Annotated in this window: 20 protein-coding genes; 10 read left to right on the top strand and 10 right to left on the bottom strand. The window is 72.4% G+C overall.

The annotated features are described in order from the left end of the window. Positions 1-127 precede the first annotated feature (127 nt). Entirely contained in the window at positions 128-724 is a 597-nt protein-coding gene (locus ACQP09_RS16855; RefSeq protein WP_433400353.1) for a TetR/AcrR family transcriptional regulator, read from the top strand. 15 nt (positions 725-739) lie between these two features. Here the strand turns inward: ACQP09_RS16855 and ACQP09_RS16850 are convergent, their stop codons facing one another. Beyond that, the gene (locus ACQP09_RS16850) at positions 740-1,345 is read right to left on the bottom strand and encodes an Lrp/AsnC family transcriptional regulator (protein WP_433400350.1); all 606 of its coding nucleotides are present in this window, start codon (positions 1,343-1,345) and stop codon (positions 740-742) included. A 261-nt stretch (positions 1,346-1,606) separates the two neighbouring features. Between ACQP09_RS16850 and pdhA (ACQP09_RS16845) the strand changes: the two genes are divergently transcribed. The 7 genes from pdhA (ACQP09_RS16845) (at position 1,607) to ACQP09_RS16815 (ending at position 10,123) form a co-directional block, all read left to right on the top strand. After that, positions 1,607-2,764, top strand: coding sequence for a pyruvate dehydrogenase (acetyl-transferring) E1 component subunit alpha (pdhA, locus tag ACQP09_RS16845; protein WP_432151245.1), 1,158 nt, complete (start codon positions 1,607-1,609; stop codon positions 2,762-2,764). Continuing rightward, positions 2,761-3,792, top strand: coding sequence for an alpha-ketoacid dehydrogenase subunit beta (locus ACQP09_RS16840; protein ID WP_073875095.1), 1,032 nt, complete (start codon positions 2,761-2,763; stop codon positions 3,790-3,792). The genes pdhA (ACQP09_RS16845) and ACQP09_RS16840 overlap by 4 nt, the downstream gene beginning before the upstream one ends. Beyond that, positions 3,792-5,264, top strand: a complete 1,473-nt coding sequence (locus ACQP09_RS16835; RefSeq protein WP_433400346.1) for a dihydrolipoamide acetyltransferase family protein — start codon at positions 3,792-3,794, stop codon at positions 5,262-5,264. The genes ACQP09_RS16840 and ACQP09_RS16835 overlap by 1 nt, the downstream gene beginning before the upstream one ends. Before the next feature lie 92 nt (positions 5,265-5,356). Continuing rightward, a complete protein-coding gene (locus tag ACQP09_RS16830) occupies positions 5,357-6,283 on the top strand; it encodes an NTP transferase domain-containing protein (protein ID WP_433400343.1) in 927 nt (308 codons plus the stop codon). Further along, on the top strand, positions 6,280-7,923 hold the full coding sequence (locus tag ACQP09_RS16825) for a molybdopterin-binding protein (protein ID WP_433400340.1): 1,644 nt from the start codon (positions 6,280-6,282) through the stop codon (positions 7,921-7,923). Before ACQP09_RS16830 ends, ACQP09_RS16825 begins: the two co-directional genes overlap by 4 nt. Continuing rightward, positions 7,881-9,038: a potassium channel family protein gene (locus ACQP09_RS16820; RefSeq protein WP_433400337.1), complete on the top strand. Its 1,158-nt coding sequence runs from the start codon at positions 7,881-7,883 to the stop codon at positions 9,036-9,038. The genes ACQP09_RS16825 and ACQP09_RS16820 overlap by 43 nt, the downstream gene beginning before the upstream one ends. Before the next feature lie 98 nt (positions 9,039-9,136). Next, positions 9,137-10,123: an NAD(P)H-quinone oxidoreductase gene (locus tag ACQP09_RS16815; RefSeq protein WP_433400334.1), complete on the top strand. Its 987-nt coding sequence runs from the start codon at positions 9,137-9,139 to the stop codon at positions 10,121-10,123. A 78-nt stretch (positions 10,124-10,201) separates the two neighbouring features. On the opposite strand, the gene ACQP09_RS16810 is transcribed toward ACQP09_RS16815, so the two are convergent. The 6 genes from ACQP09_RS16810 to ACQP09_RS16785 all read right to left on the bottom strand — a co-directional run bounded on the left by ACQP09_RS16810 (position 10,202) and on the right by ACQP09_RS16785 (position 17,998). Then, entirely contained in the window at positions 10,202-10,753 is a 552-nt protein-coding gene (locus tag ACQP09_RS16810) for a bacterial proteasome activator family protein (RefSeq protein ID WP_161266891.1), read from the bottom strand. Positions 10,754-10,842: 89 nt separating this feature from the next. After that, positions 10,843-13,701: an FtsX-like permease family protein gene (locus tag ACQP09_RS16805; protein ID WP_433400331.1), complete on the bottom strand. Its 2,859-nt coding sequence runs from the start codon at positions 13,699-13,701 to the stop codon at positions 10,843-10,845. Then, positions 13,698-14,534 carry an ABC transporter ATP-binding protein gene (locus ACQP09_RS16800; RefSeq protein WP_433400329.1) on the bottom strand — a complete coding sequence of 279 codons (837 nt, stop codon included), beginning with the start codon at positions 14,532-14,534 and terminating at the stop codon, positions 13,698-13,700. The genes ACQP09_RS16805 and ACQP09_RS16800 overlap by 4 nt, the downstream gene beginning before the upstream one ends. Positions 14,535-14,666: 132 nt before the next feature. Continuing rightward, positions 14,667-15,290 carry a PadR family transcriptional regulator gene (locus ACQP09_RS16795; protein ID WP_433400326.1) on the bottom strand — a complete coding sequence of 208 codons (624 nt, stop codon included), beginning with the start codon at positions 15,288-15,290 and terminating at the stop codon, positions 14,667-14,669. Positions 15,291-15,359: 69 nt separating this feature from the next. Continuing rightward, positions 15,360-15,749, bottom strand: coding sequence for a hypothetical protein (locus ACQP09_RS16790; RefSeq protein ID WP_433400323.1), 390 nt, complete (start codon positions 15,747-15,749; stop codon positions 15,360-15,362). A gap of 575 nt (positions 15,750-16,324) precedes the next feature. Further along, a complete protein-coding gene (locus ACQP09_RS16785; protein WP_433400320.1) occupies positions 16,325-17,998 on the bottom strand; it encodes a protein kinase domain-containing protein in 1,674 nt (557 codons plus the stop codon). 356 nt (positions 17,999-18,354) lie between these two features. On the opposite strand from ACQP09_RS16785, the gene ACQP09_RS16780 reads away from it, so the two are divergent. Continuing rightward, positions 18,355-19,980, top strand: a complete 1,626-nt coding sequence (locus ACQP09_RS16780; RefSeq protein ID WP_433400317.1) for a protein kinase domain-containing protein — start codon at positions 18,355-18,357, stop codon at positions 19,978-19,980. Between the two features lie 77 nt (positions 19,981-20,057). On the opposite strand, the gene ACQP09_RS16775 is transcribed toward ACQP09_RS16780, so the two are convergent. The 3 genes from ACQP09_RS16775 to ACQP09_RS16765 all read right to left on the bottom strand — a co-directional run bounded on the left by ACQP09_RS16775 (position 20,058) and on the right by ACQP09_RS16765 (position 22,348). Further along, positions 20,058-21,089 carry a phosphotransferase gene (locus tag ACQP09_RS16775; RefSeq protein ID WP_433406627.1) on the bottom strand — a complete coding sequence of 344 codons (1,032 nt, stop codon included), beginning with the start codon at positions 21,087-21,089 and terminating at the stop codon, positions 20,058-20,060. 63 nt (positions 21,090-21,152) lie between these two features. After that, positions 21,153-21,599 (bottom strand): pyridoxamine 5'-phosphate oxidase family protein, encoded by a 447-nt coding sequence (locus ACQP09_RS16770; protein WP_432151234.1) that lies wholly within the window; start codon positions 21,597-21,599, stop codon positions 21,153-21,155. Positions 21,600-21,688: 89 nt separating this feature from the next. Further along, positions 21,689-22,348: a response regulator gene (locus ACQP09_RS16765; RefSeq protein ID WP_404061477.1), complete on the bottom strand. Its 660-nt coding sequence runs from the start codon at positions 22,346-22,348 to the stop codon at positions 21,689-21,691. Between the two features lie 349 nt (positions 22,349-22,697). Here ACQP09_RS16765 and pdhA (ACQP09_RS16760) point away from each other — a divergent pair, with 349 nt between their 5' ends. Further along, positions 22,698-23,858 (top strand): pyruvate dehydrogenase (acetyl-transferring) E1 component subunit alpha, encoded by a 1,161-nt coding sequence (gene pdhA / locus ACQP09_RS16760; protein WP_433400312.1) that lies wholly within the window; start codon positions 22,698-22,700, stop codon positions 23,856-23,858. Position 23,859 lies beyond the last annotated feature (1 nt).

Raw genomic sequence — 23,859 nt, 5'->3', positions numbered from 1 at the left:
GGGACGTACGGACGGAGTTAGAGTAACCGAACGATCGGTCGGGACAAGGGGTCCCGGCGAACCTGTGGACAACTTCGACGGTCCCCGCCTGCGCGGGGAAGGCCCCTCATGGGGGAGGATCGCGGACATGACCACGGCCAAGCGGGACACGTACACCCCGGAGACTCTGCTCACCGTCGCCGTCCGTGTCTTCAACGAGCGCGGTTACGACGGCACCTCCATGGAGCACCTGTCCAAGGCGGCGGGTATCTCCAAGTCCTCCATCTACCACCATGTGGCGGGCAAGGAGGAGCTGCTGCGCCGGGCCGTGAGCCGGGCGCTCGACGGGCTCTTCGCCGTCCTGGACGAGCCGGGGGCGGTGCGCGGGCGCGCGATCGAGCGCGTCGAGTACGTCACGCGCCGGACCGTGGAAGTGCTGATGGCGGAGGTTCCGTACGTCACGCTGCTGCTGCGGGTGCGCGGCAACACCACGACCGAGCGGTGGGCGCTGGAGCGGCGGCGCGAGTTCGACCACCGGGTGGCGGAGCTGCTGAAGGCCGCGGTGGCCGACGGGGACCTCCGGGCCGATGTGGACATACGGCTGGCCACCCGGCTGCTCTTCGGCATGGTCAACTCGCTGGTCGAGTGGTACCGGCCGCAGCCGGGCGGCTTCCCGGGGGAGGAGCAGCTCGCCGACACGGTGGTCCAGCTCGCCTTCGAGGGGATGCGGGCGACCGGCCGCTGAACCGGTCCGGCGTGGTCAGGCCAGCTCCGCCGGGCGGTCCGGGCGCGGGCCGAGGTCCGTCTCCTCGAAGACCAGCAGCGTCCGCGTCGACAGCACCTCGGGAATCGACTGGATCCGGGTCAGGACCAGCTCCCGCAGCGCCCGGTTGTCCGGCGTGTGCACCAGCAGCAGGACATCGAAATCGCCGCTCACCAGCGCGATGTGCGTGGCCCCGGGCAGCGCCTGGAGCTGCTCGCGCACGGTGCGCCAGGAGTTCTGCACGATCTTGAGCGTGATGTACGCCGAGGCGCCCTGCCCGGCCCGCTCGTGGTCGACCCGGGCGCCGAATCCGCGGATCACGCCGTCCTCGACGAGCCGGTTGATCCGGGCGTAGGCGTTGGCGCGCGAGACATGGACCCGTTCGGCCACCGACCGTATGGAGGCCCGGCCGTCGGTCTGGAGGATGCGCAGGATGTCGCGGTCGATGGCGTCCAGGGGGCGCGCGGGCGGGGGTGCGGCCGACTCCGGGCCCGGCGGGGTGAGCGGCGGCGCCGTGGCCGGTGGGGTGAGCGGTGGTGGCGTGGCCGGGGGCGCGGCGCGGCCGGGGTCCTCGCCCGTTCCGGCCATTTGTTCAGCTGCCATCTGCCCGCGCCTCCCTGTTGTGGACGACCTGCCTCCATCCCAAGCTGTGGAGAACCGTTTGTCCACAGGCTGAAGGTGCCTGTAGCCAAAATGCGCTCGCGACCGAACAATCGGTAGGTGAGGCACACCACACCGGTGCCTCGCACGCCCCGCGACACCCTCGCGACATCTCCTGCCATTCCCCTGCATATCGAGACCCTCGATCCTTCTCGATCGCCCGATCGCCACCCTGATCTCCATCGATGCCCGGAGGTGCCTTCCATGACGGTCCAAGAGCTGCCCGGCGCGGCCACCTACCGGCCCACGCCGCCCCCGGCCTGGAAGCCGATCACCGACCCCGCCCCGCTGCTCCCGGACCCGGAGCCCTACCGGGTGCTCGGTACGGACGCGGTCGCCGATGTCGACCCCGAGCTGCTGCTCCGGCTCCACGCGGAGCTGGTCCGAGGCCGCCGGTACAACACGCAGGCCACCGCGCTGACCAAGCAGGGCCGGCTGGCGGTCTATCCGTCCAGCACCGGCCAGGAGGCGTGCGAGATCGCCGCGGCCCTGGTGCTGGAGGAGCGCGACTGGCTCTTCCCCAGCTACCGGGACACGCTGGCGGCCGTGGCGCGCGGGCTCGACCCGGTCGAGGCGCTGACCCTGCTGCGCGGCGACCGGCACACCGGCTACGACCCGCGGGTCCACCGCATCGCCCCGCTCTGCACCCCGCTCGCCACCCAGCTGCCGCACGCGGTGGGCCTGGCGCACGCGGCCCGGCTCAAGGGCGACGACGTGGTGGCGCTCGCCATGGTCGGTGACGGCGGCACCAGCGAGGGCGACTTCCACGAGGCGCTGAACTTCGCGGCCGTCTGGAAGGCCCCGGTGGTCTTTCTCGTGCAGAACAACGGCTTCGCCATCTCCGTACCGCTGGCCAAGCAGACCGCCGCTCCCTCCCTCGCGCACAAGGCCGTGGGATACGGGATGCCGGGCCGGCTGGTCGACGGCAACGACGCGGCGGCCGTGCACCAGGTGCTCAGCGAGGCCGTGGCCCGGGCCCGGCGGGGCGGAGGGCCGACGCTGATCGAGGCCGTCACCTACCGCATGGAGGCCCACACCAACGCCGACGACGCCACGCGCTACCGGGTGGACAGCGAGGTCGAGGCCTGGCGGGCGCACGACCCGGTCCAGCTCCTGGAGCGCGAGCTGACCGGCCGCGGGCTCCTGGACGACGAGGGCATCGCGCAGGCGAAGGAGGCCGCCGAGCGCATGGCCGCCGCGCTCCGCGACCGGATGAACGCCGATCCGGAGCTGACCCCGATGGACCTCTTCACCCACGTGTACGCGGAACAGACCAGCCAGCTCCGCGAGCAGGCCGCCGCCCTGCGGGCCGAGCTGGACGCCGAGCAGGACCACGAGCACAGCGCGGAGGCAGGCCGATGACCACGGCGGCGACGAAAGCCGGCGGACGTACGGCGAAGGCGAAACCGGCCACGATGGCGCAGGCCCTCGGGCGGGCGCTGCGCGACTCGATGGCCGAGGACCCGACCGTGCACGTGCTCGGTGAGGACGTCGGCACCCTGGGCGGGGTCTTCCGGATCACCGACGGGCTGGCCAAGGAGTTCGGCGACGACCGGTGCACCGACACGCCGCTGGCCGAGGCGGGCATCCTCGGCGCGGCCGTCGGCATGGCGATGTACGGGCTGCGGCCCGTGGTGGAGATGCAGTTCGACGCGTTCGCCTATCCGGCGTTCGAGCAGCTGATGAGCCATGTCGCCAAGATGCGCAACCGCACCGGCGGCGCCATGCCGCTCCCGATCACCGTGCGCGTGCCGTACGGCGGTGGGATCGGCGGCGTCGAGCACCACAGCGACTCCTCCGAGGCGTACTACATGGCCACGCCGGGCCTCCACGTCGTCACGCCGGCCACGGTGGACGACGCCTACGGCCTGCTGCGCGCCTCCATCGCCTCGGACGACCCGGTGGTCTTCCTGGAGCCCAAGCGGCTCTACTGGTCCAAGGCCGACTGGTCGCCGGAGGCTCCGGCCGCCGTCGAGCCGATCGGCAAGGCGGTCGTCCGGCGGACCGGGCGCAGCGCCACGCTGATCACGTACGGGCCGTCGCTGCCGGTCTGCATGGAGGCCGCCGAGGCGGCGGTCGCGGAGGGCTGGGACCTCGAAGTGGTGGATCTGCGCTCGCTGGTGCCGTTCGACGACGAGACGGTCGCGGCCTCGGTGCGGCGCACCGGGCGGGCGGTCGTCGTCCACGAGTCGCCCGGCTTCGGCGGCCCCGGCGGCGAGATCGCGGCCCGGATCACCGAGCGGTGCTTCCACCACCTGGAGGCCCCGGTGCTGCGGGTGGCCGGCTTCGACATCCCGTATCCGCCGCCCATGCTGGAGCGGCACCATCTGCCGGGAGTGGACCGGGTGCTCGACGCGGTGGCCCGGTTGCAGTGGGAGGCGGACAGCTGATGGCCCAGGTCCTCGAATTCAAGCTGCCGGACCTCGGTGAAGGGCTGACCGAGGCGGAGATCGTGCGCTGGCTGGTGGAGGTCGGCGATGTCGTCGCCATCGACCAGCCCGTCGTGGAGGTCGAGACGGCCAAGGCGATGGTGGAGGTGCCGTGTCCGTACGGGGGCGTGGTGACGGCCCGGTTCGGTGAGGAGGGTGCCGAACTGCCGGTCGGCGCACCGCTGCTGACGGTCGCGGTGGGTGCGACGGAGGCCTCCTCGGTTTCTCCGGAGCCTTCCGCGCCTTCCGCGTCCTCGGCGTCCTCGGCGGACGAGGAGTCTTCCGACGGGGCGGAGTCCGGGTCGGGGTCAGGGTCGGGGAACGTGCTCGTCGGGTACGGGACCGGCGCCCCGGCCGCTAGGCGGCGGCGTATCCGGCCGGAGCGGGCCGGTGCCCCTGCGGCTCCCGCTCCTGCGCCCGCTCCCGTGCCGGTGGTCGAGCCGGTGTCCGTGCCCGCCGCGGCCGGTGAGGTGAACGGCCGGCAGGGGCCCGTGGCCGTGGTGTCCCCGCTCGTACGCCGGCTGGCCCGGCAGCACGAGATCGACCTGCGGCGGCTGACGGGATCGGGGCCCGACGGGCTGATCCTGCGGGCCGACGTGGATTCCGCGATCCGGCGGGGGGCGGATGAGGCCACGGAGACGGCGGCCCGTCCGGCTGCCGAGCCCGCCGTGGCGGAGGCGCCCACGGCCGCCGTAGCGAACACGGCCGTCGCGAGCACGGCCGCACCGGCGACCGCCGAGCGGATTCCGCTGCGCGGGGTACGGGGAGCGGTCGCGGACAAGCTGTCGCGCAGCCGGAGCGAGATCCCGGACGCCACCTGCTGGGTGGACGCGGACGCCACCGAGCTGATGGCCGCCCGCGCCGCGATGAACGCCGCGTCGGGCCCGTCCGGCGGGCCCAAGGCGTCGGTCCTGGCGCTGCTGGCGCGGATCTGTACGGCGGCGCTCGCCCGGTATCCGGAGCTCAACTCCACCGTGGACACGGCCGCCCGGGAGATCGTGCGCCTGCCCGGCGTGCACCTCGGGTTCGCGGCGCAGACCGAGCGGGGCCTCGTCGTCCCGGTCGTCCGGGACGCGCACACCCGCAACGCCGAGTCGATCGGGGCCGAGATCGCCCGGCTGACCGAGCTGGCGCGGACCGGGAAGCTCAGCCCGGCCCAGCTGACCGGCGGCACCTTCACGCTGAACAACTACGGGGTGTTCGGGGTCGACGGTTCCACGCCGATCATCAACCACCCCGAAGCGGCGATGCTCGGCGTCGGCCGGATCATGCCCAAGCCCTGGGTCCACAACGGTGAGCTGGCCGTACGTCAGGTCGTCCAGCTCTCGCTCACCTTCGACCACCGGGTGTGCGACGGCGGAACGGCCGGGGGCTTCCTCCGGTACGTGGCCGACTGCGTGGAGCAGCCCGCGGTGCTCCTGCGCACCTTGTAGGGCCCGCCGTTACGTGCACGCCCGCTCCGGACCCGGCCCGTGCGGCCACCCCGGAGGGGGCGTCGGCGCCAGGTGGTGCCCATACTCGACGTATGACCGCCTACGACGTGATCGTCCTGGCCGGCGGGGCCGCGAAGCGGCTCGGCGGCGCCGACAAGCCGGCCGTACGGGTCGGCGGCCGCGCGCTGCTCGACCGGGTGCTGGCGGCCTGCTCCGGCGCGGGTGCCACCGTCGTGGTGGGCGGCCGCAGGCCCACCTCCCGGCCGGTCACCTGGACCCGCGAAGTCCCGGAGGGCGGCGGTCCGTTGGCGGCGCTCGGTGCCGGGGTGCGGCTGACGGCGGCGGAGCGGGTGCTCGTCCTCTCCGCCGACCTGCCGTTCCTCGGCCCCGCCACGGTCGACGCGCTGCTCGCCGCCGCCGGTGAGGACGGCCGGGACGGCGCGCTCTGCACCGATCCCGACGGCCGCGACCAGCCGCTCGTCGCCGTCTACCGCGCCGAGGCGCTCCGCCGCGAGCTGGCCCTGGTCGCCACCGAGCACGGCTCCCTCGCCGGGCTGCCGCTCCGGTTGCTGACCGGCGAGCTGGATCTGGCCCGGGTCGACGCCGGGCCGCACGCCGCCTTCGACTGCGACACTTGGGACGACATCGCCGCCGCCCGCGCGCGGATCAGGGAGCATGGGGCCGTGCTGGACGAATGGATGACCTCGGTCAAGAACGAAATGGGAATCGAACTCGACGTCGACACCGACGTCCTGCTCGACCTCGCCCGCGACGCCGCGCACGGGGTCGCGCGGCCCGCCGCACCGCTCACGACCTTCCTGGTCGGGTACGCGGCGGCCCGGGCGAGCGCCGGCGCGGGCCCGGAGGAAGCCGCGGCGGCGGTCGCCGAGGCCGCCCGCAAGGCCACCGCCCTGGCCCTGCGCTGGGAGGCGGAGGCGGAGGCGGAGGCGGCGGGGGCCGGCGGAGCGGAGAAGACGGCCCCGCCGGAGGCGAGCGGCGAACAGGCCGGAACGCCATGACCGGCGGCGACCTGCCCGGACGGTCCGGCACGGCCGACAGCGCCGTAGAGCGCGCCACGGCCGACGCCGAAGAGCTGGCCGTCGAACAGGCCCTGGCGCTGGTCGGCGGCCGGAACCGGACGCGTAACCAGGCGCATAACCAGGCGGACGGCCAGGCGCGTAACCAGGCGGACGGTCAGCCGCGCGACCGAGCCGACGACCGGCCGGGTGACCAGCCGCGCAACCCCGCCGGCGACCATGCGCGCGACCGAGCTGACGACGGTGCGAACGGCCGGGTGCCTGACCGAGCCGGCCACCAGCCGCGCAACCCGGTGACCGGCCGGCCGGGCGACCGGGTGACGCGCGACCAGAACCCCGGCGACCCCACCGGCCCGCGCTCCTCCCCGTACGCCAACCGCCCCAGCTCTCCCGCTCTCCCCTGGGACCGTGCCCGGGCCGTCGCCGCGCGGGCAGGGCGCGGCGGACCGCCCGCCGTGGTGCGGCTGTCGCTGGACCGGGCCCTGGGGCACGTCCTCGCCGAGCCGCTCGCCGCACTCACCGACCTGCCGTCCTTCGACACCTCGGCCATGGACGGCTGGGCCGTCGCCGGACCCGGCCCCTGGACGTACGAGGAGGGCACCGGAGTGCGGGCAGGCGACGGCTCCGCCACCGCGCCCCTGCCCGACGGCACCGCCGTACGCATCGCCACCGGCGCCCGTACCCCCGCCGACACCACCGCGGTCATCCGCAGCGAGCACGCCCACGTCGACGAGGCCCGGCGGCTGCTCTCCACCCGGCGGCCCGTCGTCACCGGCCAGGACATCCGCCCCCGGGGCCAGGAGTGCCGCGCGGGCGACCAGTTGGTGCCGACCGGCACCGTGGTCACCCCGGCGGTGCTCGGGCTCGCCGCCGCCGCCGGGTACGACGCGCTGCCGGCCGTCCCCCGCCCCCGCGTCGACGTCCTCGTCCTCGGTGACGAACTTCTGGCCGCGGGCCTCCCGCACGACGGCCTCATCCGCGACGCCCTCGGCCCCATGCTCGCGCCCTGGCTGCGGGCCCTGGGCGCCGAGGTCTCCGCGCCCCGCCGCCTCGGCGACGACGCCGAGGCCCTGCGTACGGCCCTCACCTCATCCGACGCCGATGTGATCATCACCACCGGCGGCACCGCCTCCGGGCCGGTCGACCATGTGCATCCGGTCCTGGCCGCCATCGGCGCCGAGTTGCTCGTGGACGGCGTCGCCGTGCGCCCCGGCCACCCGATGCTGCTGGCGCTCCTCGCCCCGGACGGGCCGTACCTGGTCGGGCTGCCCGGCAATCCGCTCGCGGCCGTATCAGGGCTGCTGACCCTCGCCGAACCGCTCCTGGCGGGGCTCGCGGGCCGCCCGGCCCAGGACGCGTACCGGGCGCTCGTCCACGCCGATGTGCCCGGTCATCCGCAGGACACCCGCCTCGTCCCGGTCGTCCACCGCGCGGGCCGGGCGGGCGGCCGGGACCATGTGGCACCGCTGCGGTACAACGGTCCGGCCATGCTGCGCGGGATCGCCGCGGCGGACGGGTTGGCCGTCGTACCCGCCGGCGGGGTACGGTCCGGCACCGAGGTGGAGATTCTGGATCTCCCATGGGCCCCGGCGACGCCGTGGACGGAAGGGTGTTTCACGTGAAACTTCCCGGCCAGGACGCGATGGCCAGGCGGGCAGATGAACAGGTCGTCCCCACGCGGGTCCTGCTGCCCCGCAGGATCGTCGACCGTCCGGGACGTCAGGTCGCCAAGCGCTTGCTGATGGCGCTGCTCGTGCTGGCCACGACGGTGATGATCGTCTGGCTCGATCGCGACGGCTATACGGACAACGCCGATGGCAGGGTGAACCTGCTCGACGCCGTCTACTACGCGACGGTCACCCTTTCCACCACCGGTTACGGCGACATCGTCCCGCAGAGTGAGGGCGCCCGGTTGCTCAACGTGGTGCTCGTGACTCCGTTGCGCGTGGTGTTCCTCATCATCCTGGTCGGCACCACCCTCGAGGTCCTCACGGAACGGACCCGCGAGGACTTCAGGCTCAAGCGTTGGAGATCCAACTTGCGTGACCACACCGTCGTCGTCGGGTTCGGTACCAAGGGCCGTTCGGCGATTCAGACGCTTCGCGCCACCGGCCTGGCGAAGGAGCAGATCGTCATCGTCGATCCGGCCTCCAAGGTGATCGACGCCGCCAATGCCGAGGGCTACACCGGTGTGGTCGGTGATGCCACCCGCAGCGACGTGCTGCTGCGCGCAGAACTTCAGAAGGCGCGTCAGATCATCATCGCCACCCAGCGGGACGACACCGCCGTCCTCGTCACCCTGACCGCGCGTCAGCTGAACCGCGGCGCCAAGATCGTGGCGGCGGTCCGCGAGGAGGAGAATGCCCCCCTGCTGCGGCAGTCCGGGGCCGACGCGGTGATCACCAGCGCCAGCGCCGCCGGTCGGCTGCTCGGCCTCTCCGTACTCAGCCCGAGCGCGGGCACGGTGATGGAGGATCTGATTCAGCAGGGCAGCGGCCTCGATCTCGTCGAGCGGCCGGTGATAAAGGCCGAGGTGGGCAAGAGCGTCCGGGAGACCGACGACCTGATCGTCAGTGTGCTGCGGGGCCACCGGCTGCTCGGTTACGACGACCCGGCGGCCAGCCCCTTGCAGTTGACGGACCGGGTCATCACCATCGTGCGCGTCACCGCGCCGCCCGGCTCCGGCCCGTCCGGCCCCTCCCTGCCCCACCTGCCGATGCCGCCACACCGCTCCTGACTTGGGAATCCGCACCCGTCCTGACCGCGAGGAAACCGCACCGCTCCTGGCGCTGGGAATCGTGGCAGGCGGTCGGCGGCGGGAGTAGCCTCGCGGCCATGCATGCGATCACGATCCCCGAACCCGGTGGCCCCGAGGCGCTCGTCTGGGCCGAGGTGCCCGATCCCGTACCCGGCGAAGGCGAGGTCCTCGTCGAGGTCGTCGCCGGTGCCGTCAACCGTGCCGATGTGCTCCAGCGGCAGGGCTTCTACAACCCGCCGCCCGGCGCCTCTCCGTACCCCGGCCTGGAGTGCTCCGGCCGTATCGGGGCGCTCGGCCCCGGGGTGACCGGCTGGGCGGTCGGCGACGAGGTGTGCGCGCTGCTGTCGGGCGGCGGCTACGCGGAGAAGGTCGCCGTACCGGTGGGCCAGCTCCTTCCCGTACCGGACGGGGTGGACCTGACGACGGCGGCCGCACTGCCCGAGGTCACCGCAACGGTCTGGTCGAACGTGTTTCTCGTGGCCCACCTGCGCCCCGGCGAGACCCTCCTCGTCCACGGCGGCTCCAGCGGGATCGGCACGATGGCGATCCAGCTGGCGAAGGCGGTCGGCGCCCGCGTCGCGGTCACGGCGGGCAGTCCGCAGAAGCTCGCCGAGTGCGCCGCGCTCGGCGCCGACATCCTCATCGACTACCGCGAGCAGGACTTCGTCGAGGAGCTGGCGAAAGCGACCGACGGGGCGGGGGCGGACGTCATCCTGGACATCGTCGGCGCCAAGTACCTGGAGCGGAACGTGAAGGCGCTCGCCGTCAACGGCCGCCTGGCCATCATCGGCCTCCAGGGCGGCGCGAAGGGCGAGCTGAACCTCGGCGTGCTGCTCACCAAGCGGGCCGCCGTCACCGCGACCTCGCTGCGGGGCCGCCCGCTCGCCGAGAAGGCCGCCATCATCGCCGCCGTACGCGAGCATGTCTGGCCGCTGATCGCCGACGGCGTGGTCCGGCCGGTGGTGGACCGTACGGTGCCGATGCAGGACGCCGCCGAGGCGCACCGGGTGCTCGAATCCAGCACCCACATCGGCAAGGTGCTCCTGGCCGTGCCGGGCGCGTAGAACGCCGGGCACGTAGAACACGGCAGGGGCCCGGCACACACCGTGTGCGCCGGGCCCCTGCCGTGTGCTCTACGCGGTCTACAGATACGGTCCTGAGCGGATCGGACCGTGCGGGTCCGCGCCGCCGCCTTCCTCGTCCTCGTGGGCCATCCCGGGCGGCAGCGCGCGGCGCATCTGCTCCAGCTGCGCGCGGGCCGCCATCTGCTGGGCGAACAGCGCGGTCTGGATGCCGTGGAAGAGGCCCTCCAGCCAGCCCACCAGCTGCGCCTGCGCGATCCGCAGCTCGGCCTCGGAGGGCACCGACTCCTCGGTGAACGGCAGCGAGAGCCGCTCCAGCTCCTCCACCAGCTCCGGCGCGAGACCGTCCTCCAGCTCCTTCACGGAGCTGGCGTGGATCTCCTTGAGCCGGACCCGGCTCGCCTCGTCGAGAGGAGCCGCCCTGACCTCCTCCAGAAGCTGCTTGATCATGCTGCCGATGCGCATGACTTTCGCGGGCTGTTCGACCATTTCCGTCACCGGGACCTCGCGCGACTCGTCGTCACTGGCACCGCCGCCGATAGCCATTCCGTCCTGGCCCACGACAAGGACCTGCGGATGCTCCTGCGACCGGTCATTCCTCGGCATTTCCATGCCGCCATTGTCTCCCACACATGCCGTACTCCACGGTGGTGCCCCCGGAAACGGATGATCCACCGTCTCCGGGGGCAGCAAAGTGCCGGTCAGCCCGCGCGGCGGGCCAGCTTCAGCCGGGAGCTGGTGAGGCCGGCGGCGAGCAGCCCGGCCAGCACCGGGACGGCCAGGGCCAGGAGCGCGATGGTCGGCCACGGCATCACGATCGGTGTGTACGCCGACTCCATCGGATCCGCCCGCATCTCCGCCACCGCCGCGCGCAGGTCGGTCAGACGCAGCGCGACCGCGGGCACGATCCCCGCCGCCGTCCCCAGCAGCACCCCGGTCAGGGCGACGACCAGGCACTGGAAGCCGGAGAGCGAGCGCCGTACGCCCGGCGGCGCGCCCACCGCGCTGAGCGTGGTGAGGTCGGCCTCCGCGTCGGCCTTGGAGAGCCCGGTGGTGATGGCCGCCGCACCCAGGGTCACGACCCCGGCGAAGATGGCCAGGATCAGCAGGATCGCTTCGTCCTCTCCCTGCTGCGCGGCGCTCGCGGTCATCACGTACGCGCGGTTTCCGGCCTGCTCGATCGCCGCGTCGGCCGCCTGCCGCTCGGCGTCGTTCGGCTCGCGGCTCAGCGTGTAGATGCTGGCGTGCTCCTCGGTGTGCAGGCCGAGCTCGGCGGCGGTCCGCTGCGGCAGGATCATCCGGATGCCAGGAGTCGCCGCGTACCGGTCGGGAGCGACGTACACCTTCAGCCGGTCCGTGGTGGTGCGGGCCTTGCCGGGGTGCAGGGCCCGGTTCTTCTCGTCCCGGTCGTTGTAGGTGTGGACGGCCTTGAGGGTGACCTCGCCGTTCTTCGCGTACGCCGAGTTGAGCAGGACGGGTGTGCCCGCGGCGAGGGCCTTCGCCGCCGCCGGGTCGTCGAGCTTCACGTACGAGGTGAGCAGTCCGGCGTCACCGATGACGACCTTGCTGTCGTCGTTGCCGAGGGAGACCATGGTCCACCGCTCGTCCACACAGGCGGGGGAGTTCATCAGCCGCTTGTGCTCGTCCGCCGAGATCCGCAGGGCGAGTTCCTTGGCGCCCTTGCCGCTCAGCGGGCAGGAGTGGCCCTCTCCGGTGGGCTTGACGAGCTCGATGGTTCCGCAGCCGTCCTCCTCCTCGTAGTACACCGAGCAGTCGCTGCCGGCCCAGACCCTTCCGACGTCGGCGCGCCCGCCGTTGACGGGGTAGTTCTGCTCGACGGCGGCCCGTGCGCGGGGCAGGTTGGCCTTCTGGGAGGTGTCGAAGGCCATCACCGCGGCGGTGCCCGCGGTCAGGTCGGGCTGGTGGTCGTAGGCCTGCTCGGCGGCGCTGCTGCTGGTGTACGTGGCGATGGCGACGCTGCCCGCGACGGCGGCCATGACGGCGGCGACGGCGGGCGCGGTACGGCCCCGGTTGCGGGCCGCGTCGCGCAGGGCGATGCGGGGCGTCAGCGGGAGCCGACGGCCGAGCCGGCCGAGGAAGCCGACGATGACCGGGATGCAGCCGAGGAGGCCCAGCTCGGCGAGGACCGAACCGCCCGCGACCAGCTTGACGCTGCCGCTGACGCCTCCGTACACGGCGAGGGCGACACCGCCCGCCAGCACGAGGGAGCCGACGAGCGGCAGGACGCGGGAGCTGCGGCGGGAGCCGCGGCGTCCGGTGAGCGACTCCAGGACGGACTGGCGGCCCGCCACGATCGCCGGGGCGAGCGCGGCGAGGACACCGGTGACCAGGCCGAGTGCGGCGATGGCGAGGATCTCCCAGGGCCGGACGGTCAGTTCGCCGAAGCGGCGGCCGGTGAACTCCTCGATCACCGGCCGGAACAGGGCGGTGAGCCCGAACCCGGCGCCGACGCCGGCGACCGCGCCGACCCCGCCGAGCACCGCACCGCCCGCGAGCACCACGGCCCGGACCTGGCTGCGGGTCCCGCCGCACGAGCCGACCAGGCCCAGCTGCCGGCGCGAACGGCGGGCGCCCACGGCGAACGCCGGTCCGGCCAGCAGCACGATCTCCAGGACGGCCATGGCGGCCACGGTGAGAGCGGCCGCGGTCATCTCGGCGTCGCCGCTCTCCCAGCTCTGCATTTGCGCGGCCATGGGGACCTCGGAGTCCGGCGGCGGATTCAGGGCGACCTGGCGGGCGCGTACCACCACGCCCTTCTCGTTGGCGGCGAGCACGTCCGGCCAGGTCACGCCGGCCCCGAGCGGGCCCTGGACCAGCCACTTCAGGTCGCCGGCCTGCGGCGGGAGGATCTCCTTGTCACGGTCGGCGGTCTTCTGCCACGGCGCGATGACCGCGCCGGGGACGGCGAAGAGGGACTCGGTCTTCAGCTCGGCGGGGAGTTCCACCGCGCCGGTGAGCGTGTAGACCAGCTGGGGGCCGCGCACGGTGACGCGGTCGCCGACGGAGAGGCCGGACGCGTCGAGGAAGGCTTCGGTCGCCGCGATCTCGTTCCTGGCCTGCGGGTAGGCGCCTTCGGTGAGTTCGACCCGGCCGCGCAGCAACGGGTCCGCGACGGCCAGTTCGGTGATCTCGGTGTCGGCGATGCCGTGGCGGGTCGTCACGGAGGCGGGCACGGACTGCTCGGTGAGGTACCGCGAGCCCTTCGGGAAGGTCGCGGGTACGTCGACGGGCTCAGGCTTGTCCCCAGGAAGCATCTCCGGGGCGTCCTCCGGCGTCTGCCACATGATGCCGTCGGGCATCTGCTCCAGCCGGACCGGGCCCATCCCCTGGCCCTTGAACAGGGCGTCGGCCGCTCCCAAATCCGCCGTCAGGTCCTCGGCGACGGTGGGCAGGGCGCTGCGGTACGTCAGGTCGGCGGCGGTCACACCGAGGACCGGCAGGGCGATCATCGCGACGACGAGCGCGCTGCGGGCCTTGGCTCGCGCCGCGTCGCGCCTGGCTATGCGGAAGGCGGCGCGCCATCCGGAGAAGAGGCTCACTTGGCGCCCTCGGCGGATCCGGAGGTTCCTGCCGCACCTGTTGCACCTGCCGCGCCTGCCGCTCCCGCTGCTCCCGCTGTGAGCAGCGAGTCGGCGCCGGTGGTCAGCGTCTGGTCGACGATCGAACCGTCGCGGAGGAAGACGACCCGGTCCGCCCAGGCCGCGTACCGGGGCTCGTGGGTCACCATCACCCCGGCCGCTCCCTGGTCGCAGCGGGTGCGCAGCAGGGCGAGGACCGCCTCGCCGGTCTCGGAGTCGAGCGCTCCGGTCGGCTCGTCGGCGAGGACGAGGCGCCGGTCGCCGACGAGGGCGCGGGCGATGGCGACGCGCTGCTGCTGGCCGCCGGACATCTCGTCCGGGAAGCGGTCGGCTATCTCGGTCAGCTTCATCTCGGCCAGTGCGGCGAGGGCTTCCTTGCGGGCCTTGCGCACGGAGACGCCGTCGAGTTCGCGCGGCAGGGCGATGTTCTCGGCGGCGGTGAGGGCCGGGATGAGGTTGTAGTCCTGGAAGACGTATCCGACGCTACGGCGGCGCAGTGCGGCGACGCCCTTGCGGCCGAGCGAGGCGATGTCCTGGCCCTCGATGATCACCTGGCCGCTGGTGGCGTTGTCGAGCCCGCCGGCCAGGGTCAGCAGGGTCGACTTGCCGGAGCCGGAGGGCCCCATCACGGCGACCAGCTCACCCGGATACACGGAGAGGCTGATCCCGCGCAGGGCGTGCACCTCGGCGATCCCGGAGCCGTGGGTGCGGGTCAGCGCCCGCAGTTCGAGTACGGGGTCGCCTGCGGGCGTCCCGGAGGACGGCGGCGGCGGTGTGGCGGCGGGCGAGGACATGGTGGGTGGTTCCCCCTAGAAAGAACGCGCTGGTCGTGGAGTGCGAGACAGGTCGTGGAGCGCGAGACATGTCATGGAGTGCGAGACATGGAGACGCGCTGGTCATGGCGGGTCGAACAGGAACGTGAGGGCTCAGCGCCGGTTCTTCGTGCGCCCGGCCAAGGCGCGGGCCGGGCCCCGGGTGGCCGTCGGGCCGGGTTCCGGCGAGGGCTCGGTGGCGGCGGCTTCCGCGAGGCGGACGAGGCGCGACTCGCAGTGGTCGAGCCAGCGGGCCTCGGCCTCCGCCTGGAAGATCAGCTGCTCCACCACGAGGAGCCAGGCGACCTCGTCCCGGTTGGCCGGGACGTCGGCCAGGGCCTGGGCCTTGAGCCGGGTGTAGTCCTGCATGGCCTTGAGGGTGTGGTGGCGCTGGGACTGGATGACATCGCGGATGTCGACGTCCGGGGCCCCCACGGCCATGGCCAGCTTGATGGCCAGTTCGTCGCGGGGCGGGTTGGTGCGGTCCACCGGGGTCTCGAACCAGCTGCGCAGCTCGGCCCGGCCGCTGTCGGTGATCGCGTAGAGGTCGTGCCCGGCCTCGTCGGCCCCCTCCTGCACGACCATGCCGTCACGCTCCAGGCGGCTGAGCGTCGTATAGACCTGGCCGACGTTGAGCGGCCAGGTGGAGCCGGTGCGCGACTCGAACTCGGTGCGGAGCTGGGAGCCGTACCGAGGGCCCCGCTCCAGGAGGGCCAGCAGCCCATGACGGATCGACATACTGAGTATGTATACCGAGTATGTTAGTCCTGGCAAGCTCCCGAGCGGTACGGCCACGGGGTGGAGCCGTCAGTTCACGCGGCGCAAGCGGAAGGCGAGGAAGGCGAGTCCGAGCCCGACCATGGCGATGCCCGTACCGAGCGAGACCTGCTGGACCTGCCGGACGGCGGCGGCGTCCAAGGCGCGTGTGGCCGCCGGTCCCGGATCGTTGAACGCCTCGGGCGGCGGGGTGAAGACGAGCAGGTCGGCGGCGGTCGCCTCGGGCTCGTCCGACGGCTCCGGCCCGTCCGGAGCGTCGGCCCGCGCCAGCTCCCACGGGCTCAGCGAACGCCCGGGACGAGCCTTCCCGGCCCCGGCCTCCCGCCCGGCCATCGGCGCGGTCGACCCCGACACCTCGACGGAAGCGGAACGGCTGGGAGACGGCGAGGCGGGGCCTGCGGGAGCCTCGGCACCCTCCACGGCCTCGGTGTCCGCAGAGGGACTGCCGGAGCCGGAACCGAGCAATCCGGACGACGACGGCGGCAAGGGCAGCGGCAGAGCCGAGGGGAGCGCCGGGGAGGATGACGTACCTCGCGACGCGGTACCGGCGGCCGGCGTCGGCGTGCCACGGGAAACACCAGGAGGAGCACCGGAGGGAGCGCCCGAGGAAGACGGCGTGGCAGCAGGGCTCGACGCCCCCGGAGGCACGGCCCGCCCGGAAGGCCCGTCGGTCACCGATGCCCCATGAGCGGTCGATGCCCCATGCGCGGTCGACGCCCCATGAGCGGTCACCGGCGACCCGTGAGCAGCCCCGACCGGAGCACCCCACGGCCCCAGCACCGCGCCGGCCGTCACCAGCAGACAGACCGCGCACCTCGACGACCACACGGCCGGACGTCCTGGAGCCATGAGATCAGCGTCACACGGGCTCTTCCATCCGGCATCCCGGACGGCCCAGGAGGAGATAACCGGCCGTTAGACGTCGATCGGCACCGCGAAACAGAGCCGGAACGGACGTCCAACGCCCGCAGTGATCACCCGATGAACAGGATCGATCAGGAAGGCTGGCCCGTCGAGATCTTCAGCTCGAAGTGGGCGCCCTTCTCGGAGACCGCCGTTCCGGAGGAGGGGAACTGACCCACGATCTGGCCCTCCGCGTACGTGTTGCCGGGCTCTTCGATCTCCTTGATCGTCCAGCCGGCGGCCGCCGCGCACTCCTTCGCCGAGAGGATGTCCTTGTAGACGAAGTTGGGCGCCTGGACCTTCTTCGGGTCGTCGGAGTCCTCCATGGCGTCCGTGCAGGCCGTCGTCTTCATCGTCCGGTTGCGCTCCGGCGGCCGGTAGCCCTCCTCGGTGGAGGTCTCGCTGGTGCCGGGGTCGCCGCCCTTGCCCGCCTCGTCGTCCTTGCCCTTGTCCTGGAGGGAGAGCGCGGTGATCAGGCCGCCGACGGCGAGGAGCGCGACGACGATCGAGCCGACGATGACCGGCATGTTCCGCTTGGAGGAGCCGCCTCCGGTGGTCCCGACGGCCGTCTGGTGCTGCGGGTTGATCGTGTACGGCGGCGGGGTCTGGTGGGCGAGCGGGCCCGGGGTCGGGTAGCCCTGGGCCGCCTGCGGGTAGCCGTAGCCCGGCGCGGGCGTCGGGGCCGGCTGGTTGTACGGACCCGAAGGGCCCGACGGGTACGGCTGCTGCGGGTGCGACTGGTGCGGCTGGTACGGCGTCTGGACGCTCTGCGGGGCCGGAGCCGGGGTGGACTGGTCGACGGGCGGGAACACCGCCGAGCCGACGCCGGAGCCGCTGTTGGCGGGACCGCCGCCGGCCACGATCACCGGGGCGCCGGTCTGGCCGCCCGAGGCGTTCAGCACCCGCGCGATCTCGTCCCGCATCGCGGCGGCGCTCGGGAAGCGCTCGTTCGGGTTCTTCTTCAGGGCGCGGGCCACCAGCGCGTCCATCGCCGGGGTGACCGACCGGTTGATGCTGGAGGGCGCGACCGGCTCCTCCTGCACATGCGCGTACGCGATGGCGAGCGGCGAGTCCGCGTCGAACGGGATCCGGCCGGTGAGCAGCTGGAAGAGCATGATGCCGACCGAGTACAGGTCGGAGCGGGCGTCCACACCGCGGCCGAGGGCCTGCTCGGGGGAGAGGTACTGCGGGGTGCCGACGACCATGCCGGTCTGCGTCATCGAGGTGACACCGGACTGCATGGCGCGGGCGATGCCGAAGTCCATGACCTTCACGACGCCGCGCTTGGTCATCATCACGTTGCCGGGCTTGATGTCGCGGTGGACCAGGCCCATCTCGTGGCTGGTCTCCAGCGCGGCCAGCACGTCGGCCGTCACTTTGAGCGCCTTGTCGGCGGGCATCGCGCCGTACTGCCGGATGTCGGCGGCCAGCACCGAACCGAGCGGCTGCCCCTCGACGTACTCCATGACGATGTACGGCATCAGCGCGCCGCCGAGCTCGTCCTCGCCGGTGTCGAAGACCGAGACGATGTTGGTGTGCTGGAGCTTGGCGACGGCCTGCGCCTCGCGCCGGAACCGCTCGCGGAACGACTGCTCGCGCCCGAGCTCGGTGTGGAGGGTCTTGATCGCGACCTGGCGGTCCAGCGCGGAGTCGTAGGCAAGGTAGACGGAGGCCATCCCGCCTTCGCCGAGCAGGTCGCGCAGCTGGTAGCGGCCGCCCGCCACCGCTCCGCCCGCGTAGCGGCCCTGTGCGCCGTCCTGGCTCATGACTTGCTTTCCCCCTCGGCGGCGCGGGCCCTGGCACGCGCTGTCGTGCACACGCGATGTTTTTGTAGGACGCGGATGCATGCGATCCGGTTCCGTACGACGCGATTACGCGCCAAGTCTGCCCGAGGGGTCCGACACGTCAAGCCGGGTGCCCGTTCCGTGACCCTGAGCACAGGAAGCGTCTCGGAAGCGTTACAGGAAAAAGAGGGGATCGTGGTGTGAGGCGCGCCGGGCGATCGGATGATCGGTCCGGTGCGGAACCTGGGTGTCCGGCGGAGGCTGTAGCGTGACGTGGCAATGCAGCAAGGCACCGTGAGAACCCGCGGACGCGCGGACAGAAACGACGGCGAGGACTGATGGCACCCGATTCCGAAGCAAACGGCGGCGGAGTTTCGGATGGCTCCGACGCCTGGGGTGTCGGTGGCGTCGTCGGTGACGGACGCTACCGGATGACCTACCGGCTCGGCCGGGGCGGCATGGCGGAGGTGTACGCGGCGGAGGACGTCCGGCTCGGACGTACGGTCGCGGTCAAGCTCCTCCGCTCCGACCTGGCCGAGGACCCGGTCTCCAAGGCCCGCTTCACGCGCGAGGCGCAGTCCGTCGCCGGCCTCAACCACCACGCGATCGTCGCCGTGTACGACTCCGGCGAGGACACCGTGGGCGGCCAGACCGTCCCGTACATCGTGATGGAGCTGGTCGAGGGCCGCACCATCCGCGACCTGCTGCTGACCGCCGAGGCGCCGCCGCCCGAGCAGGCGCTGATCATCGTCTCCGGGGTGCTGGAGGCGCTGGCCTACTCGCACCAGCACGGCATCGTGCACCGGGACATCAAGCCCGCCAACGTGATCATCACGGACTCCGGCGCGGTCAAGGTGATGGACTTCGGCATCGCGCGGGCGCTGCACGGCGCGCAGTCGACGATGACCCAGACCGGCATGGTCATGGGCACGCCGCAGTACCTGTCCCCCGAGCAGGCGCTCGGCAAGGCCGTCGACCACCGCTCCGACCTGTACGCCACCGGCTGCCTGCTCTACGAACTGCTGGCGCTGCGGCCTCCGTTCACCGGCGAGACGCCGCTCTCGGTGGTCTACCAGCACGTCCAGGACACCCCGGTGCAGCCGTCCGAGGTTTCGGACGTGGTGCCGCCGGAGCTGGACGGGCTGGTGATGCGCTCGCTGGCGAAGGACCCGGACGACCGGTTCCAGAGCGCCGAGGAGATGCGCGGGCTGGTCCAGTACAGCCTGCAGATGCTCCAGGTGCAGGGCGGCCACACCGGCACGTGGAACACCGGTCCGGTCGTGCTGGGCGAGGGCGGTCAGACCCCGCCGCACGGGATGACGGGCTCGACCCGGGCCATGGGCCACCCGATGCACGGGGACACCTCGCAGGGTCCGATCCTGCCGCCGATGAACCCGGACGACGGCGGCTACGACGGCGGTCAGCGCGGCGGTGGCCGGCGCAACAAGATGTGGCTCTTCGTGCTGCTCGCGCTGGTCGCGATCGGTGCCGGGGTCGCCTTCGCCATCAACGCCTCGAAGGACGACGACGGCAACAAGAAGACGCCGGTCACGCCGTCCACCTCGGTGAGCTCCTCCGAGGAGCAGCCGTCGGAGGACCCGCCCGAGGAGGAGCCGTCGGAGGAGGAGCCGGAGCAGCCGGACAACTCCACCGGCGGTCAGACGGAGCCCGAGCCGCCGCCGTACACCCCGCCGCCGACCCCGTCCCAGCCCTCGTTCACCCCGTCGCCGACCCCGTCCGACAACACGGACGCCGGGACGACGGACGGCAACACCAACGAGGGCACCACGGGCGAGCCGAGCGTCGACCCGACCGACCCGACCACCGACCCGGGCACCCCGGGCGGCAACGGCGGCGAGCCCGGCGGCTCCGAAGGCGCGAACGCCGGCGGCAGCGCGGGCAACGCCGGCAACAGCGGCACGGGCGACACGGCCGGCCCGGCAGCGGGAGGCACGACGCCTTAGGGACCGCGCGGCCCGTACAGCGCGCGTTCACCTATAGGCGCACGCGCGCTCCTTATAGGGCCTCGTTCCAGGGCCGCTCACTCCGTGAACGCCGCGCACACCGCCTCGTACTCACGGGTCCACCACACCGCCAGGGCCGACACCGCGGGGAACTGCGGGTCGGCCCTTCGGTCGTCCAGGCGGTAGCGCCAGCGGAGTATCCAGAAGTCGTTGAGCCGCTCCCACCACACCCGGTGCACGGCGGCGGCCAGTTCGGCGGCGCCCGCGCCCGCCGCACGCCGGTAAGCGCGGGCGTACGCCCGTACCTTGGGCAGGTCCAGCTCGCCGCCCGGCTGCACGAAGAAGATGGCCGCCGCCCGGACCGCCTCCTCCGCGCGCGGCTGCACACCGAGCCGGTCCCAGTCCACGATCGCGACCGGATCGGCGCCCCGGTAGAGCAGGTTGAGCGGATGGAAGTCCCCGTGCACCCACCCGGTGGCGGGCCCGTCCGGCGTCGGCGGCCGGCGGTGTGAGTGGAGCTCCAGCAGCGCCCGGCGCTCCACGAGCCGGTGCACGGCCAGCTCGTCGAAGGCGTCACGCGGGGTGTCCCGGGGCCGCTGCCCCCGGGCGACGGCGAGCAGTTCGTCGATCAGCGCGAAGGTGTCGGCGGCGTGCGGACTCCCGTACCCGGCGGGTAACGGCCCCTCGGACGGCCCGGGTTCACCCTCCGTCGGCATGACCTGCTCAAGAGCGGTGTGTACGGCTCCGAGGAGCGTCCCGAGCCGCCGGGACTGGTGGGGGGTGAGCTGGGATCCGACCCGGTGCAGGCCGTCGACCCAGGGGTGCAGGGCGTAGCAGCGGTCGCCGATCACGGTGACGGTGGTGCCGTCCGCATCGGTCAGCGGCGGGACGACGGGCACGCCGAGGGAGGCCAGCCGCTGGGTGGCGTGGTGCTGGCGCACGATCGTGGCGCGCTCACCGGTGGCGTCGTCGATGTGCTTCTTGTCGAGGTGGTGCTTGAGGAAGTAGGAGCCGCGGGTGGTGGACACGCGGTATCCGTGGTTGAGCAGGCCCTTGGTGATCGGCTCGCAGGCGAGCGGTTCACCGACGTCCGGGTAGCGGCGCAGCACCTCGCCGACCGGCGGAACTGGCGGGCGGGTTACATATGAGCGCGGCACTTACCAAATGGTAGATCACGCTGCGTGGCGGACAAGCGGACTTGCGCCGAAGTCAAGAGTGTGCTCCGTGACGAAGTGCGGGTCGACCCGGAGGTAGGCCGGAGCGAAGGGTTCGCCGTTGGCGCGGGCGGGTGCGGAACCGAAGAGTTCTTGCTGCTCAGGGCAGGGATGGACGATCTCGGCGGGCCCGGTGAACTGCACGGACCACAGGTCTCCGCCCTCGCCCGACGCGTCCGCGTTGTAGTTGTCGGCCCCGTAGGCGACGACGCTGCCGTCGCACGCCTCGTGGTAGCCGAAGCCGCTGTGCATCCGCAGCAGGATGCGGCCGTCGCACACCACGTGCCGGGCCACCGCCAGGAACGGCAGGGCGCGCATGCTGGTGGCGAGGCGGCCGTACGGGACCCGGCGGAGCAGCTCGATCGCGGCCGCCGGGGCGGGCGCACGGTGTTCGTCGGAGGGCATACGGTCCACTCTCCGGCACACGTAGGGGCCGGGTAAGAGTCCCCGGCCCCGGGTGGCGCGGGACCAAAGTCCCTCGGGCCCGCCGTGGCTCAGCGGCGCTCGGCCTGCATCCGGGCCACGTACGCGGCCGCCTGCGAGCGGCGCTCCATGCCGAGCTTGGACAGCAGGCTGGAGACGTAGTTCTTGATCGTCTTCTCGGCGAGGTGCAGCCGCTCCCCGATGACCCGGTTGGTCAGCCCCTCCCCGATCAGGTCCAGGATCTTGCGCTCCTGCTCGGTCAGGTTGGCCAGCCGCTCATCACCCTTGGCGGTGCCGCCGTCGCGGAGCCGCTCCAGCACCCGGGCGGTGGCGACGGGATCCAGCAGCGATTTCCCGGCGGCGACATCCCGTACCGCATTAAGCAGTTCATCGCCGCGGATCGCCTTGAGCACATAACCCGACGCGCCGGCCATGATCGCGTCGAAAAGGGCCTCGTCATCGGCGTACGAGGTGAGCATCAGGCATTTGATGTTCTCGTCCAGCGAACGGACCTCCCGGCACACCTCCACGCCGCTGCCGTCGGGCAGCCGCACGTCGAGCACCGCCACATCGGGGCGCGTCGCCGGGATCCTGACCAGGGCGTCGGCGGCCGTACCCGCCTCGCCGACCACCTCGATGTCGGACTCGACGGAGAGCAGCTCATGGACGCCACGCCGGACGACCTCGTGATCGTCGAGCAGAAATACCGTGATTTTTCCATCTTCGCGCACGGTCGCAGTCTCACATACTCGCCCCCTCTCCGCTCTTCCCAGCCGCTGATCCGCGGGATAACGTGCCGTTGTTCCGGCGGCCTGCGAGGCTGTTACCAGTGCTGTGACCAGCAGACCTTCCCGATTTCTTCGATTTACTTGGAAATCCAAGCAAAATCGCAGGTCAGATAGGGTTTCGCAGTTATGCGACGCACTGGGTAACGTGCCTATGACAGGGCGTTCGCCGGGGCACCTGTCACGCCTGTATCCCGGCCGAGCGGCACCCACCCCGTGCACGGGTCCGGACACAGGCGAGCCGCACTGGTCTCCCGGCAGACCCCGGGGGCCGGACCGACGGAGGAGCACGCACGTGACCGTGGAGAGCACTGCCGCCGCGCGTAAACCGCGACGCGCCAGTAAGCGGACCAGCGCCGCGAAGAAGCCGCAGAGTTCCGAGCCCCAGCTCGTGCAGCTGCTGACGCCCGAGGGCGAACGCGTCGAGCACCCGGACTACAGCATCGACCTGAGCGCCGAAGAGCTGCGCGGCCTGTACCGGGACATGGTCCTCACCCGCCGCTTCGACGCCGAGGCGACCGCGCTGCAGCGGCAGGGCGAGCTGGGCCTGTGGGCCTCGCTGCTGGGCCAGGAGGCCGCGCAGATCGGCAGCGGCCGGGCACTGCGCGACGACGACTACGTCTTCCCGACCTACCGTGAGCACGGTGTGGCCTGGTGCCGCGGCGTCGACCCCACCAACCTCCTCGGCATGTTCCGCGGAGTGAACCACGGTGGCTGGGACCCGACGGCCAACAACTTCCACCTGTACACGATCGTCATCGGCTCGCAGACCCTGCACGCCACCGGCTACGCCATGGGCGTCGCCAAGGACGGCGCGGACTCGGCCGTGATCGCGTACTTCGGTGACGGTGCCTCCAGCCAGGGCGATGTCGCGGAGTCGTTCACCTTCTCCGCCGTCTACAACGCCCCGGTCGTGTTCTTCTGCCAGAACAACCAGTGGGCCATCTCCGAGCCCACCGAGCGCCAGACCCGCGTGCCGCTCTACCAGCGCGCGCAGGGGTACGGCTTCCCGGGCGTCCGGGTCGACGGCAACGACGTCCTCGCGTGCCTCGCCGTCACCCGCTCCGCGCTGGAGCGCGCCCGCCGCGGCGAAGGCCCCACCCTGGTCGAGGCGTTCACGTACCGCATGGGCGCCCACACCACCTCCGACGACCCGACGAAGTACCGGGCCGACGACGAGCGCGCCGCGTGGGAGGCCAAGGACCCGATCCTGCGCCTGCGCACGTACCTGGAGAACTCCGGCCACGCCGACGAGGCGTTCTTCACCGAGCTGGAGACGGAGAGCGAGACCCTCGGCAAGCGCGTACGCGAGGTGGTGCGGGCGATGCCCGACCCGGAGCCGCTGTCCCTCTTCGAGCACGGCTACGCCGACGGCAGCTCCCTCGTCGACGAGGAGCGCGCCCAGTTCGCCGCCTACCAGGCATCGTTCGCCGACTCTGCCGAGGAGGGCAAGTAGC

Source organism: Streptomyces sp. CA-146814 (assembly GCF_050942385.1).
Taxonomy (GTDB): Bacteria; Actinomycetota; Actinomycetes; order Streptomycetales; family Streptomycetaceae; genus Streptomyces.
The sequence above is the reverse complement of the archived record's forward strand: the minus strand, read 5'-3'. Positions and strand labels throughout refer to the sequence as shown.

Bases quoted from the DNA above. Each gene is read 5' to 3' on its own strand.
- ACQP09_RS16855 (WP_433400353.1), top strand. From the start codon at position 128: ATGACCACGGCCAAGCGGGACACGTACACCCCGGAGACTCTGCTCACC.
- ACQP09_RS16825 (WP_433400340.1), top strand. From the start codon at position 6,280: ATGACCGGCGGCGACCTGCCCGGACGGTCCGGCACGGCCGACAGCGCC.
- ACQP09_RS16850 (WP_433400350.1), bottom strand. From the start codon at position 1,345: ATGGCAGCTGAACAAATGGCCGGAACGGGCGAGGACCCCGGCCGCGCC.
- ACQP09_RS16830 (WP_433400343.1), top strand. From the start codon at position 5,357: ATGACCGCCTACGACGTGATCGTCCTGGCCGGCGGGGCCGCGAAGCGG.
- ACQP09_RS16840 (WP_073875095.1), top strand. From the start codon at position 2,761: ATGACCACGGCGGCGACGAAAGCCGGCGGACGTACGGCGAAGGCGAAA.
- ACQP09_RS16810 (WP_161266891.1), bottom strand. From the start codon at position 10,753: ATGGAAATGCCGAGGAATGACCGGTCGCAGGAGCATCCGCAGGTCCTT.
- ACQP09_RS16780 (WP_433400317.1), top strand. From the start codon at position 18,355: ATGGCACCCGATTCCGAAGCAAACGGCGGCGGAGTTTCGGATGGCTCC.
- ACQP09_RS16835 (WP_433400346.1), top strand. From the start codon at position 3,792: ATGGCCCAGGTCCTCGAATTCAAGCTGCCGGACCTCGGTGAAGGGCTG.
- pdhA (WP_432151245.1), top strand. From the start codon at position 1,607: ATGACGGTCCAAGAGCTGCCCGGCGCGGCCACCTACCGGCCCACGCCG.
- ACQP09_RS16820 (WP_433400337.1), top strand. From the start codon at position 7,881: ATGGGCCCCGGCGACGCCGTGGACGGAAGGGTGTTTCACGTGAAACTT.
- ACQP09_RS16795 (WP_433400326.1), bottom strand. From the start codon at position 15,290: ATGTCGATCCGTCATGGGCTGCTGGCCCTCCTGGAGCGGGGCCCTCGG.
- ACQP09_RS16785 (WP_433400320.1), bottom strand. From the start codon at position 17,998: ATGAGCCAGGACGGCGCACAGGGCCGCTACGCGGGCGGAGCGGTGGCG.
- ACQP09_RS16815 (WP_433400334.1), top strand. From the start codon at position 9,137: ATGCATGCGATCACGATCCCCGAACCCGGTGGCCCCGAGGCGCTCGTC.
- ACQP09_RS16770 (WP_432151234.1), bottom strand. From the start codon at position 21,599: ATGCCCTCCGACGAACACCGTGCGCCCGCCCCGGCGGCCGCGATCGAG.
- ACQP09_RS16800 (WP_433400329.1), bottom strand. From the start codon at position 14,534: ATGTCCTCGCCCGCCGCCACACCGCCGCCGCCGTCCTCCGGGACGCCC.